Genomic DNA, 11954 nt, shown 5'->3' on the forward strand with positions numbered 1-11954 from the left:
ATGAGTTTAGTATCAATGGCTCAACTTTTGCTTGACGCCCAGCAAGGGCAATATGCCGTGGGGGCATTTAACTGCAATAATATGGAGATTGTGCAAGCCATTGTCAGTGCGGCGGAAGCGGAAAAATCCCCGGTTATTGTTCAAGCGAGCCAGGGAGCTATTAAATATGCGGGAATTGAATATATTGCCGCCATGACCCGCTTAGCGGCTGAACAAGCCAGTGTTCCTGTGGCCCTCCATCTTGATCATGGAACCAGCTTCGCTCAAATTATGAGCTGTGTAAGAAACTCCTTTACTTCCGTGATGATTGACGGTTCGAAGCTTCCTTTGGAAGAGAATATAGCCTTAACCAATAAAGTCATCGAAGCAGTCCGGCCCCTTGGCATCTCCGTTGAGGCCGAATTGGGCAAAATCGGCGGAACAGAAGACGATATCACCGTCAGTGAGAAAGAAGCTCTCTTTACGGATCCCGCTGAAGCAGAGCGCTTTGTCAGTGAGACAAAAGTGGATGCTCTGGCTATTGCCATCGGTACTGCCCATGGCCAATATAAAGGGATTCCTAAGCTTGATTTCCAACGCCTGACTGAGATTCGCAAGAGAGTTAATGTTCCCATCGTACTCCATGGCTCGTCGGGAGTGCCGGACGAAGCCATCCAAAAAGCCATTTCCCTGGGGGTATGCAAAGTCAATATCGATACCAACATCCGGGAGGCCTTCGTAGCTGCTGCCCGTAAGGTAATGGTTGATCATCCCCAAGAGATTGATCCCAGAAAAATGCTCGGACCGGCTCGTGAAGCCACCGTCGCGATCATCAGGGAGAAGATCCGGCTCTTCGGGAGCAGCGGGAAAGCCTAAGGAGGGATATCATGGAGTTTTTATTGGATTCAGCCAACCCGGAGGAGATCAGGCAGGCGTGGGCCATGGGAGTTATCGGAGGAATAACCACCAATCCCAGCTTGGTGGCCAAAGAAGGCAGGGATTTTCACCAGCTTCTGCAGGAACTTGTGCAGATTGTTAACGGCCCCATCAGTGCTGAAGTAATTGCTTTAGATACCGAAGGAATGCTGGGGGAGGCCCGGGAACTTGCCGCCATGCACCGCAATATCGTCGTCAAAATTCCTATGACGGAAGAGGGGCTCAAAGCGGTCAAGGTCCTGAAGGCCGAAGGCATTAAAACTAATGTGACCTTAGTTTTTTCAGCGGTGCAGGCTTTGCTGGCCGCTCGGGCGGGAGCCACCTATGTCAGCCCCTTTCTGGGCAGACTGGATGATATCGGTGAAAATGGACTGCTTTTACTGGCTGACATTTGTAAGGTATTTGGAGTCCATGGACTGGAGACGAAAGTCATCGCCGCCAGCATCCGCAACCCCGTTCATGTGACGGAAGCAGCCAAGATCGGTGCGGATTATGCCACCGTGCCCTTCAATGTTTTGTGCCAGCTCTTTAAGCATCCCTTGACTGAGGCAGGCATTAAGAAGTTTTTAGCCGATTGGCAAAAGCTTAAATAGCGGGATGATAAGTGGCGGTTGGCCATGAACCCACCTTGGGATGAAAGCTCTGACAGACGATTTTCGGCTGATAGGGCTTTTCTTATTCGACTTTATACTCTGCCTTGCATCCGCAAAAAAAGTATGGGACAATTAAAGATAGTGCTTATGAATAGCGAAATCGCTGTTTGTATATAACTCATGTCTCATTGAATTAGGATTAGGTTAGGAATTCAATTAAAATTTGGAGGGATCATTATGAATAATGAAATGGCCATGGAAAGGGAACTCACCATGGAGTTTGCCCGGGTTACAGAGGCAGCAGCGCTGGCTTCGGCCCGCTGGGTTGGCCGCGGGAATAAAGAAGCCGCAGATGATGCGGCAGTACAAGCCATGCGCTCCGTCTTTGACACCATTCGTATGCAGGGAACGGTGGTCATTGGCGAAGGGGAAATGGATGAAGCCCCCATGCTCTATATCGGTGAAAAAGTGGGAAGCGGCGAAGCTCCGGAATTGGATGTGGCCGTGGACCCCCTGGAAGGAACGAATAGTGTCGCCAAGGGCTTAGCCGGTGCTATTGCTGTGGTTGCTATTGCCAGAAAAGGCGGTCTCCTGCATGCCCCGGATATGTATATGGACAAAATCGCCGTCGGCCCCCTGGCCAAAGGCAAAATACACTTGGATGCCCCTGTCCAGGAGAATTTGGCCAATGTAGCCCGGGCTCTGGGCAAGAGTATGGATGACCTTACCGTAGTTATTCTGGACCGTCCCCGTCATGAGAAGATCATTCATGACGTCCGGGAGGCGGGCGCCCGGATTCGCCTGATCACGGATGGTGATGTATCTCCGGCGGTGGCTTGTGCTATTGAAGGAACCGGGGTCGATGTGATGATGGGAATCGGAGGAGCCCCGGAAGGGGTACTGGCTGCAGCTGCGCTGCGGTGTCTGGGCGGAGAGATGCAGGGAAGGCTTTGGCCGGAGAATGAAGAGGATGTTCTGCGGGCCCAGAAGCTGGGCGTCAGTGATGTCGCTAAATTGTTAACGATGGATGATCTGGTCTGCTCTGATGATGTCTTCTTTGCAGCCACCGGTATCACCGAAGGCCCGCTGCTCAAAGGGGTGCATTTTACTTCCCAGGGAGCTCTGACCCATACTGTGGTGATGCGTGGAAAAACGGGGACAGTGCGCTTTATTGAGGCGCGGCATCGTTTTGACAAAAAGCCCGCCTATGCCATGAAGGGTGCTGTGTAGCGGCCTGTTCAGCTTCAGCAGGTATTTTTTACCTGGACATGGGTAAAGCTACCCTTGAGGTGATTATTTAAAAATGAATCATGAAGGACATGAGCGGAGAGGCTTTTGTCGTAAAGGGTGTGCTCTCCTGTTCATGTGTTGTTTCTGGGTTAATGCCTGGTCCTTGCCTGCTTTTGCTCAGGAGGAAGAACGGGTTACCTATTCCGTGGTCACGCTCCAGGCGGGGCAAAGCCTTGATGATTTGGCTCAAAAGTATCAGACGACCAGGTCTCAGATTCTGCTGGATAATCCGGCAGTCGTCATAGCTCCCGGGGCGACACTGACCATTCGGGAAAAGACTGTTCAGGGAACTCATGAGGCAGCTGAAGTATTATCCAGGGGAACAGCGCTCATCTGGAGTTGGCCGGCTTATGGCTCCATCAGTTCGGATTACGGCTGGAGAAAGGGAGAATTTCATCATGGCATCGATTTGGCAATCTCCCATGGAACGGAAATCCTCGCCGCTCGGGCGGGCAAGGTAGTCAAGGCTCAATGGCATGATATTTATGGATTGACTGTGCTTTTGGAACATGGCAATGGGGTGCAAAGCCTCTATGCCCATAATCAAAAAATCCTGGTGAGTCCGGGAGAGTGGGTTGAGCAGGGAGATTGCATCGCCCTGGCGGGAGATACGGGAAGAAGTACGGGCCCTCATCTTCATTTTGAGATTCGCCTGCATGGGAAAGCCGTGGACCCCAAGCCCTATTTGCCCCAAAACCCAATCTAAAACTATAATCGGATTCTTTAGGAATCTTTATGAAAAAATATTTGAGAACATTTAAGGCATTCCCTGTTTTTTTGTCTTGACCTGCATGAAGCCGACGTGCTACAATGTTTAGAGTTGACGACTCGGTTGGGAAAGAAGGTGACGACATGAAAGAAAAGACACACCCTAAATATGAACAAACCACTATCACTTGTGTCTGTGGAGAAGTTATTCCTACCGGCAGCACAAAGAAAGATATTAAGGTGGAAATTTGTTCTAAGTGCCATCCCTTCTATACCGGTGTTCAACGTTTTGTAGATGCTGGTGGACGAGTGGATCGCTTTAAGAAAAAATACGGCATGTAATATGAACAACGGCCTGCGGTCGTTGCTGGAGAAAAAGCAGAGCGCATGCTCTGCTTTTTCTTTACAGTTGCTGGCTGCGCAGAGCAGTAATAAGTGAGCCGGTAGGCTTGGAACTCAATGCAGAGGGTAGATTGGTTGCAGACACCTAAGCTATGCAATACAAGAAGCCTTGGAAATACTAAATTTAAATGGCTACTTGAGGTGTGAATTAATGCAAAGAAAATTAATTGAAATTGAAAGGCGCTATGACGAGCTGACCCAGCTCTTAAGCGATCCTGAGGTCATCGGCAACCAGAGCGAATGGCAAAAATATGCCAAAGCTCAAGCGGGAATGACGGATATTGTGGAAGCCTTTCGTGAGTATTCTGAAGTTGTGAAACATCTGGAAGAGACACAGGGACTGCTTGAGGAAAAGTTAGACCCTGAATTTAAGGAAATGGCTGAGCTGGAGCTTGAGGAACTCACCGAAAAGCGGGATGAGCTGGAAGAGAAAATGAGAATTCTGCTCTTGCCCAAAGACCCTAATGATGATAAAAACGTCATTATGGAAATCCGTGCCGGTGCGGGCGGCGAAGAGGCGGCGCTTTTTGCCGGGGATCTCTATCGCATGTACACCAAATATGCTGAACAGCAAGGCTGGCGCACAGAGCTTTTAAGCGCCAGTTACACCGATATCGGGGGCTTTAAAGAAATTATTTTCCTTATCGAAGGACAAGGAGCTTATAGCAAGCTGAAGTTTGAAAGCGGCGTTCATCGGGTGCAGCGGGTACCCACCACAGAGTCCGGCGGCCGGATTCATACCTCCACCACCACGGTGGCGGTGCTTCCCGAGGCGGAAGAAGTGGATGTTGCCATCAACCCCAACGATTTGCGCATTGATATCTTCTGCTCCAGCGGTCCCGGGGGACAGTCGGTCAATACCACTCAATCTGCGGTTCGCATTACCCACGTTCCCACAGGTACCGTTGTCTCCTGCCAAGACGAGAAGTCTCAGCTGAAGAACAAAGAAAAAGCCCTGCGGGTTCTGCGGGCCCGTCTCCTGGAGCGTGCTCAGGAAGAGGCTATGGGAGAATTGGCCAGTGAGCGCCGTAGTCAGGTGGGAACCGGGGATCGCAGTGAGCGAATCCGCACCTATAACTTTCCTCAAGGCCGGGTGACAGACCACCGTATCGGCTTGACCCTCCATCGCCTGGATTCCATCTTGTTAGGAGAGCTGGATGAGGTGATCAATGCCTTGATTACTACGGATCAAGCCGAGCGTCTGAAATCGGAGGCATAATGCGGATCATTGAGGCTCTTTTATGGGGAGAGCAGGAATTAAACCTTGCCCAAGTGGACAATCCGCGCTGGGATGCGGATCTCCTGCTTGGGCATATTCTCAGCTTAAGGCGGGAACAACTTTATTTGGAGAGAGAGCAAACCCTTGGCCCTGAGCAGGAGGCTGCTTATCAGCAGATGATTAGCCGCAGGGCCAGGCGGGAACCTCTTCAATACATTGTAAAGCACCAGGAATTCATGGGGCTTGATTTTTATGTGGATGAAAGAGTTCTGATTCCCAGGGCAGATACAGAGATCCTCGTGGAAAAGGTCCTGGAATTAAAAAAGGAATGGCAGCATTCAGCGGATAGGGGAGGTAGCGAGGAATCCCCCCATATCGCGGATCTTTGCACAGGCAGCGGGGCTTTGGCGATTAGTATTGCCCACTATTGGCCCCAGGCTGAAGTTGTCGGGACAGACTTATCCAGGGATGCCCTGGACGTGGCACGGTTCAATGGCGAGCGGCTTGGGGTGCGGATCCAATGGCGTCAAGGGGATTTTTTAGCACCCATTCGCGGGGATAGCTGGGATCTTATCGTAAGCAATCCGCCCTATGTAACCCAAGCAGAATATGGGGAACTGGCCCCGGAACTAGCTAAAGAACCGCGGATGGCTTTTCTGGGCGGAGCAGACGGCCTGGATTTTTATCGGGAACTGGCCGGGGAAGGCCGTTCCCTGCTCAGGGAAAAGGGTATAATCCTGGTCGAGATCGGTTGGCAGCAAGGAAATTCGGTGGCAGAACTTTTTCAGCAACAGGGCTTCCAGACTCAGATCGTTCAGGATTTGGGGGGAAGAGATCGGGTAGTTTTCGCGAGGTGAGAATTTTGCAAACAAAACGGGTGACGATCGATGCACAGCATCCTCAGACAGAGTGGATTAAAGAGGCAGCCCAGCTGATTCGCGAAGGGCAATTGGTGGCCTTGCCCACGGAGACGGTCTATGGTTTAGGGGCTAATGCCATGGATGCCCATGCCTGCCAGGAGATTTTTAAAGTCAAAGGCAGACCTCAGGATAATCCTCTAATCGTTCATATCTCAGATTTGGCAATGGTCAAAAGGCTGGTGGAGGAATGGACCCCTCAAGCAGCCCTTTGTGCAGATAAGTTTTGGCCGGGGCCTTTGACCCTGGTTCTGGAAAAGACCGCCTTTGTACCGGATGTGGTCAGCGGGGGCTTAGGAACTGTGGCCATTCGGATGCCCAAACACCCGGTGGCTCTGGAGCTCATTAAGGAGGCCGGGGTTCCCATCGCTGCCCCCAGCGCCAATCTTTCCGGGAAGCCCAGCCCTACCCAGGGAATTCACGTCTGGAAGGATTTAAAGGGCAAGATTCCCCTGATCTTGGATGGGGGACCTTGCGCCGTGGGTGTTGAATCCACAGTCCTGGATTTGACAGGTGAAGTGCCGACCATCCTTCGTCCGGGAGGCATCACCAAAGAGCAGCTGGAGGAAGTCTTGGGAGAAGTGGCGGTAGATCGCCCTGCACCGGATCAGGCACCGAAGGCTCCCGGCATGAAATACCGCCATTATGCCCCCAAGGGGGAACTGACCTTGCTTATTGGTGAGAGGAAAAACGTGATCCGCAAAATAAAAGACGAGCTTCGCAAGGGGCATTCCCGGTTGAAGAAGGTAGGCATTCTCTGCACCCTGGAAAGTGCGCCGGAGCTGCACAGCCAGCTTCCGGATCTGCTCTTTGTCTTAGGATCGGAGCATCATCCTGAAGAGGTAGCCGGGAACCTCTACCAGGGTTTAAGGCTCTGTGATGAGCAGGGCATGGATATGATCCTGGCTGAAGGAGTTTCCGAAAAGGGTCTGGGTTTCGCCATCATGAATCGGCTGCACAAGGCTTCCGGACAGAGGGTTATGCGGGTGTAAGCATGCAACCTCCCCCCATGGCATAGAATTACAGAGATATTGTATTCTACCTTCGAACAGGAGGAATGGGGATTGAATCTTGCATGGATCTTGGCTCTGTCCGTTGCTTTAGGGGCGGATGCCTTTTCTCTGGCCTTGGCCATCGGCCTGGTAGGAGTGGGAAAAAGGATGACCTTAAGGCTTTCTCTGTTGGTGGCTGTCTTTCATGTTTTTATGCCCTTAGGGGGGCTGTTTTTAGGACAGACTCTGGGAATGTTTCTCGGTCATTTAGCCAAAGGGATAGGTGCCCTGGTGCTCCTCTGGTTAGGGGGACGGATGATTTTCCATGTCTGGAGACCGGAGGCGGAATATATTCCTCTTTCGAAAGCCAGAGCAAATCTTAATCGCCGGCAATTGCCCACCGGGGTTTCCCTGAGCGGCATCGGTATGTATGCTTTGGCAGCCAGTGTAAGCCTGGACGCCCTTAGTGTAGGATTTTCTTTAGGGACTGTGGACAGCCGCATCGGGCTTACGGTTCTGGTTATGGGTACTGTAGCGGGAATTATGATGGGGGGCGGTTTGGTCCTCGGCCGCTATGTAGGTTCCTGGCTGGGAAAGCGGGCTGAAATCGTCGGGGGCTTTGTTCTCGTGATCATTGGTCTAAGGATGTTATTGGGATAGGAGTAGTCGGGCGTGCGAATTGTATTTGTTTGTACCGGCAATACATGCCGGAGCCCCATGGCTGAAGGTTTAGCCAGGGAGATTTTGGGAGCGGATATCCAGGTGGAGTCCGCAGGTTTGGCAGCTTGGGAGGGAAAGCCTGCCACTGCCCAGGCGGTTCAGGTCTTAAAGGAAAAAGGCATCGATCTCACGTCACATCAAGCTCGCTTGGCTCGCAGGGAAATCCTGGCTTCTGCAGATTGGATTATTCCCATGACCGGTGCTCACGAGGTGCAGCTTAAGGGGGCCTTCCCTGAGTTTGCCGCGAAAATCAAGAGGTTGGGCCGCTGGGCCGGAAACGGAAAAGAGCAGGATATTCCCGATCCCTGGGGCGGAAGTGTGGAGCGGTACCGCCGCTGTGCGGAAGACATGGAGGCTTTGCTCCATAAGGTCAAAGCAACCCTGGAGGGGCGGCATTGAACGAGGCTGCTTTCAGTAATCATAGCTTGGAAAAATCATGGACAAACTAAGGCGCGATGGCTATTATGTGCGAAAATTTTCCTCGCCGGGCAAGGCAAGTTTTAAGTATTACAGAGTATTAGGCAGGGATTGGCTGATTAATGTAGAAAACTGCTATAGATATTGGAGGTGTCCCTTTTGAAAATTGCACTAGGAGCAGATCATGGGGGGTATGAACTTAAAAATGAGATTCGTGCCCATTTAGAAGAACAAGGGATTGAGATTCTGGATTTCGGCACCAACACTAAAGATTCTGTGGATTATCCCAGGTATGGTTTCTATGTAGGTGATGCAGTGACTAAAGGCAAAGCAGACTTAGGAATTGTGGTCTGTGGTACGGGCTTAGGGATCTCCATCGCTGCCAATAAAGTACCAGGGGTTCGTGCTGCAGTCTGCACTGAGACCTATTCCGCACGTATGGCGCGGGAACATAATAATGCCAATATCCTGGCTCTCGGAGGCAGAGTCACCGGTTTGGGCTTGGCCTTGGATATCGTGGATATGTTTGTTAAAACTCCTTTTGCCGGTGGACGGCATGCTTGTCGGGTCGATCTCATCGACGCTATTGAAAAAGGAGAAACTCTCTAATTCCCTGTACGGAGGCAATCATCAATGAATTTTGAGGATATGGATAAAGCCTGGAATCAAGCGTTAGAAGAATTCTTTGCCCAAGCCGGTTTAAAACCCAGGCAAATCGTCGTGCTTGGCTGCAGTACCAGTGAGGTTATGGGACAACATATTGGGAAGGCAAGCAGCGAAGAGGTGGCAGAGGCCCTTCTTCCCCTTTTATTAGCCAAAGTCAGGGCGCGGGAGCTCTATTTGGCTATCCAGGCCTGTGAACATTTGAACCGCGCTCTGGTGGTGGAAGAAGCTTGTGTGGAGCAGTACGGCCTTGATGCCGTAACCGTCGTCCCTTCCCTGTTAGCAGGGGGCTCCATGGCGGTTAAAGCTTGGCAGAACTATCAAGCACCGATGATGGTGGAAACCATCCGCGGGCATGCCGGGATTGATGTAGGAGATACCTTTATCGGGATGCACCTGCGGCCGGTGGTTGTACCCATACGCCCTTCCATTAAGTCAATCGGCCATGCCCACCTTACCATGGCCAGAACCCGGCCGCGGCTGATCGGCGGCCCGAGGGCGATGTACCCCGTAGTATGATGATTTTCAATAAGTCTCGTTTAATCTATAGAGGCAGGAGTGTGGGTAATATGGATTATATTAAGGAATGGATTCTCCCTCAGGATCCCGAAGTGGCGGAGGCTATTGCCCAGGAGGAACAAAGGCAGCGCTATAAAATCGAGCTGATTGCCTCAGAGAATTTTGTGAGCCGAGCGGTCATGGCCGCCCAGGGTTCCGTTCTTACCAATAAGTATGCGGAAGGATATCCGGGAAAACGCTATTATGGCGGCTGTGAGTATGTGGATATCGTTGAGGATCTGGCCCGGGAGCGGGTGAAAAAGCTTTTTGGTGCGGAACATGCCAATGTCCAGCCTCATTCCGGCGCCCAGGCTAATACCGCTGTATATTTTGCCATGCTTAAACCCGGGGATACGGTTCTCGGCATGAATCTTTCCCATGGCGGGCATTTAACCCACGGCAGCCCGGTGAATATCTCCGGGATGTATTATAACTTTGTCGCCTATGGGGTGGATCAAGCCACCGAACGCATTGATTATGATGTGGTGCGCCAATTAGCCCTTGAGCATCGCCCTAAGCTGATTGTAGCGGGAGCCAGTGCCTATCCCAGACAAATCGACTTTGCCCGCTTAAGAGAAATTGCCGATGAGGCAGACTCTTACTTCATGGTGGATATGGCCCATATTGCGGGCCTGGTGGCAGCCGGGCTTCATCAAAACCCTGTTCCCTACGCACATTTTGTAACCACCACCACTCATAAAACCCTGCGGGGCCCCCGGGGGGGACTGATTCTATGCCAAGAAGAATTTGCCAAAGCTATCGATAAAGCCATCTTCCCCGGCATTCAGGGCGGCCCGCTGATGCATGTGATCGCGGCTAAGGCTGTTGCCTTCGGTGAGGCTTTAAAGCCGGAATTCGTGGAATATCAAAAACGCATTGTGGAGAATGCTAAAGTATTATCGGAAACTCTGGCGGAAAAAGGCTTCCGCATCGTTTCCGGAGGTACGGACAACCATTTGATGCTTGTGGATGTACGGTCTAAAGGCTTGACAGGGAAAGAAGCAGAGTATATTTTAGATGAGGTCGGTATTACGGTGAATAAGAACACCATCCCCTATGATCCGGCCAGCCCTATGGTAACCAGCGGCATCCGCATCGGCACCCCTGCCGTGACCAGCCGCGGTATGGATACCCTGGCGATGAAAAAGATTGCCGCAGCCATCGACATTGCTTTATCAGAACCCAATGAAGCGGGGGCTGCCAAAGCCCGGGATATGGTTGCAGCACTCTGCGCGGAATACCCGCTCTACCCAAATCTAGATTAGGAGTTGACACCCATGGCAAAAGTTCATATTCTGGATCATCCTTTGATACAGCATAAATTATCCTTAATCCGAGACGAAAATACAGGGTCCAAAGACTTTCGTGAACTGGTAGAAGAAGTTTCCATGCTTATGGCCTATGAAGTGACCCGGGATTTTCCTCTGCAGGATGTGGAAGTAAAGACCCCGGTGGCTACGATGACAGCCAAGGCAATAGCCGGACGCAAAGTCGGGTTGATTCCGATCTTAAGAGCCGGTCTGGGCATGGTGGATGGCATGCTGAGATTAATCCCCACCGCCAAAGTTGGCCATGTGGGGCTTTATCGGGATCCGGAAACACTGAAGCCGGTGGAATACTACTGCAAACTCCCTACCGATGTGGAAGAGCGTGATTTGATCGTCATTGATCCTATGCTGGCTACGGGGGGATCGGCTACGGCAGCCATCACCTTTCTGAAAGACAGGGGAGCAAAAAGCATCAAGCTGATGTGCCTGATCGCTGCTCCGGAGGGGATCAAAGAAGTTCAGAACTACCATGATGATGTGGATATTTTTGTGGCGGCAGTGGACGATTATTTAAACGACCACGGCTATATCATTCCGGGTCTCGGTGATGCCGGGGATCGGTTGTTTGGTACCAAATGAAAGAGTTAGAACGGCCCAGTTGGGATGAATATTTTATGCAGATGGCACAAGTTGTAGCCGGACGTTCCACCTGCCTGCGCCGTCAAGTGGGCGCGGTGATCGTCAAGGATAAGCAGATCCTCAGCACCGGTTATAACGGCAGTCCTACAGGATTGAGTCACTGTGCCCAAAAAGGCTGCCTCAGACAGCAGCTGGGTATTCCTTCCGGAGAACGGACGGAGATTTGCCGGGCGGTCCATGCAGAGCAAAATGCTTTGGTTCAGGCAGCCAAGCACGGGGTTTCTATTAATGGGGCGGATATCTATACCACATTTCAGCCCTGTGTGCTGTGCACGAAGCTCCTCATTAATGCCGGGATAAAGCGGGTCTTTTTCCTGTATCCCTACCCGGATTCACTGGCTTTGGAGATGGCGGCCGAGGCTGAGCTGGAACTTATTCAGCTGGAATTTCCCAATTCAATATAATGCAGAAAAGGGCTAGGGATTTCCCTAGCCCTGTCAGCATATTTTAGATTGAAAGAGATTTGAAATGGTGGTTCTCCAGGATTTTGCTTTACACCGGTCGCTCCATAAGCTGCGCGGACAAAACTAACGCTTAAGCCCTTCGCTCCGTCGGGTGCACCTGCGCCGCTAAGCAGCTTTCCGTGGCGTGGC

16 protein-coding genes are annotated in these 11954 nt (G+C 51.5%); 15 read left to right on the forward strand and 1 reads right to left on the reverse strand.

Going from position 1 to position 11954, the window contains the following annotated elements; genetic code table 11:
* The 15 genes from DESLBE_RS17340 to DESLBE_RS17410 all read left to right on the forward strand — a co-directional run bounded on the left by DESLBE_RS17340 (position 1) and on the right by DESLBE_RS17410 (position 11765).
* Positions 1-855, forward strand: coding sequence for a class II fructose-1,6-bisphosphate aldolase (locus DESLBE_RS17340; RefSeq protein WP_015945499.1), 855 nt, complete (start codon positions 1-3; stop codon positions 853-855).
* Positions 856-866: 11 nt separating this feature from the next.
* The gene (gene fsa, locus DESLBE_RS17345; RefSeq protein ID WP_144677697.1) at positions 867-1508 is read left to right on the forward strand and encodes a fructose-6-phosphate aldolase; all 642 of its coding nucleotides are present in this window, start codon (positions 867-869) and stop codon (positions 1506-1508) included.
* 255 nt (positions 1509-1763) lie between these two features.
* Positions 1764-2738 (forward strand): class II fructose-bisphosphatase, encoded by a 975-nt coding sequence (gene glpX, locus DESLBE_RS17350; RefSeq protein WP_035214469.1) that lies wholly within the window; start codon positions 1764-1766, stop codon positions 2736-2738.
* Positions 2739-2811: 73 nt separating this feature from the next.
* The gene (locus DESLBE_RS17355; RefSeq protein ID WP_005815389.1) at positions 2812-3504 is read left to right on the forward strand and encodes a M23 family metallopeptidase; all 693 of its coding nucleotides are present in this window, start codon (positions 2812-2814) and stop codon (positions 3502-3504) included.
* 146 nt (positions 3505-3650) lie between these two features.
* Positions 3651-3848 (forward strand): 50S ribosomal protein L31, encoded by a 198-nt coding sequence (rpmE, locus tag DESLBE_RS17360; RefSeq protein WP_011462249.1) that lies wholly within the window; start codon positions 3651-3653, stop codon positions 3846-3848.
* Between the two features lie 211 nt (positions 3849-4059).
* Positions 4060-5127, forward strand: coding sequence for a peptide chain release factor 1 (gene prfA / locus DESLBE_RS17365; protein ID WP_026199033.1), 1068 nt, complete (start codon positions 4060-4062; stop codon positions 5125-5127).
* Entirely contained in the window at positions 5127-5984 is an 858-nt protein-coding gene (gene prmC / locus DESLBE_RS17370; RefSeq protein WP_018307542.1) for a peptide chain release factor N(5)-glutamine methyltransferase, read from the forward strand. Before prfA ends, prmC begins: the two co-directional genes overlap by 1 nt.
* 5 nt (positions 5985-5989) lie before the next feature.
* Positions 5990-7036: an L-threonylcarbamoyladenylate synthase gene (locus DESLBE_RS17375; RefSeq protein WP_172625446.1), complete on the forward strand. Its 1047-nt coding sequence runs from the start codon at positions 5990-5992 to the stop codon at positions 7034-7036.
* Between the two features lie 72 nt (positions 7037-7108).
* A complete protein-coding gene (locus DESLBE_RS17380) occupies positions 7109-7696 on the forward strand; it encodes a manganese efflux pump MntP family protein (protein WP_015945496.1) in 588 nt (195 codons plus the stop codon).
* A gap of 12 nt (positions 7697-7708) precedes the next feature.
* Positions 7709-8155, forward strand: coding sequence for a low molecular weight protein arginine phosphatase (locus DESLBE_RS17385; protein WP_144677699.1), 447 nt, complete (start codon positions 7709-7711; stop codon positions 8153-8155).
* 177 nt (positions 8156-8332) lie between these two features.
* Positions 8333-8782, forward strand: a complete 450-nt coding sequence (rpiB, locus tag DESLBE_RS17390; protein ID WP_026199035.1) for a ribose 5-phosphate isomerase B — start codon at positions 8333-8335, stop codon at positions 8780-8782.
* 24 nt (positions 8783-8806) lie between these two features.
* Complete coding sequence (locus DESLBE_RS17395; protein ID WP_144677700.1) at positions 8807-9355, forward strand: TIGR01440 family protein; 549 nt, start codon at positions 8807-8809, stop codon at positions 9353-9355.
* Between the two features lie 50 nt (positions 9356-9405).
* Positions 9406-10659, forward strand: coding sequence for a serine hydroxymethyltransferase (gene glyA / locus DESLBE_RS17400; protein ID WP_144677701.1), 1254 nt, complete (start codon positions 9406-9408; stop codon positions 10657-10659).
* Between the two features lie 12 nt (positions 10660-10671).
* The gene (gene upp, locus DESLBE_RS17405; RefSeq protein WP_005815407.1) at positions 10672-11301 is read left to right on the forward strand and encodes a uracil phosphoribosyltransferase; all 630 of its coding nucleotides are present in this window, start codon (positions 10672-10674) and stop codon (positions 11299-11301) included.
* Positions 11298-11765: a dCMP deaminase family protein gene (locus DESLBE_RS17410; RefSeq protein ID WP_005815410.1), complete on the forward strand. Its 468-nt coding sequence runs from the start codon at positions 11298-11300 to the stop codon at positions 11763-11765. The genes upp and DESLBE_RS17410 overlap by 4 nt, the downstream gene beginning before the upstream one ends.
* Here DESLBE_RS17410 and DESLBE_RS27475 read toward each other — a convergent pair.
* Positions 11738-11938 carry a hypothetical protein gene (locus DESLBE_RS27475; RefSeq protein WP_348981684.1) on the reverse strand — a complete coding sequence of 67 codons (201 nt, stop codon included), beginning with the start codon at positions 11936-11938 and terminating at the stop codon, positions 11738-11740. The two genes, DESLBE_RS17410 and DESLBE_RS27475, sit on opposite strands and share 28 nt — an antisense overlap.
* Positions 11939-11954 lie beyond the last annotated feature (16 nt).

Source organism: Desulfitobacterium sp. LBE (genome assembly GCF_007830365.1).
GTDB classification, from domain to species: domain Bacteria; phylum Bacillota; class Desulfitobacteriia; order Desulfitobacteriales; family Desulfitobacteriaceae; genus Desulfitobacterium; species Desulfitobacterium hafniense.

Coding starts and splice junctions, on each gene's coding strand:
- DESLBE_RS17340 (WP_015945499.1), top strand. CDS start 1: ATGAGTTTAGTATCAATGGCTCAACTTTTGCTTGACGCCCAGCAAGGG.
- fsa (WP_144677697.1), top strand. CDS start 867: ATGGAGTTTTTATTGGATTCAGCCAACCCGGAGGAGATCAGGCAGGCG.
- glpX (WP_035214469.1), top strand. CDS start 1,764: ATGGAAAGGGAACTCACCATGGAGTTTGCCCGGGTTACAGAGGCAGCA.
- DESLBE_RS17355 (WP_005815389.1), top strand. CDS start 2,812: ATGAATCATGAAGGACATGAGCGGAGAGGCTTTTGTCGTAAAGGGTGT.
- rpmE (WP_011462249.1), top strand. CDS start 3,651: ATGAAAGAAAAGACACACCCTAAATATGAACAAACCACTATCACTTGT.
- prfA (WP_026199033.1), top strand. CDS start 4,060: ATGCAAAGAAAATTAATTGAAATTGAAAGGCGCTATGACGAGCTGACC.
- prmC (WP_018307542.1), top strand. CDS start 5,127: ATGCGGATCATTGAGGCTCTTTTATGGGGAGAGCAGGAATTAAACCTT.
- DESLBE_RS17395 (WP_144677700.1), top strand. CDS start 8,807: ATGAATTTTGAGGATATGGATAAAGCCTGGAATCAAGCGTTAGAAGAA.
- glyA (WP_144677701.1), top strand. CDS start 9,406: ATGGATTATATTAAGGAATGGATTCTCCCTCAGGATCCCGAAGTGGCG.
- upp (WP_005815407.1), top strand. CDS start 10,672: ATGGCAAAAGTTCATATTCTGGATCATCCTTTGATACAGCATAAATTA.
- DESLBE_RS17410 (WP_005815410.1), top strand. CDS start 11,298: ATGAAAGAGTTAGAACGGCCCAGTTGGGATGAATATTTTATGCAGATG.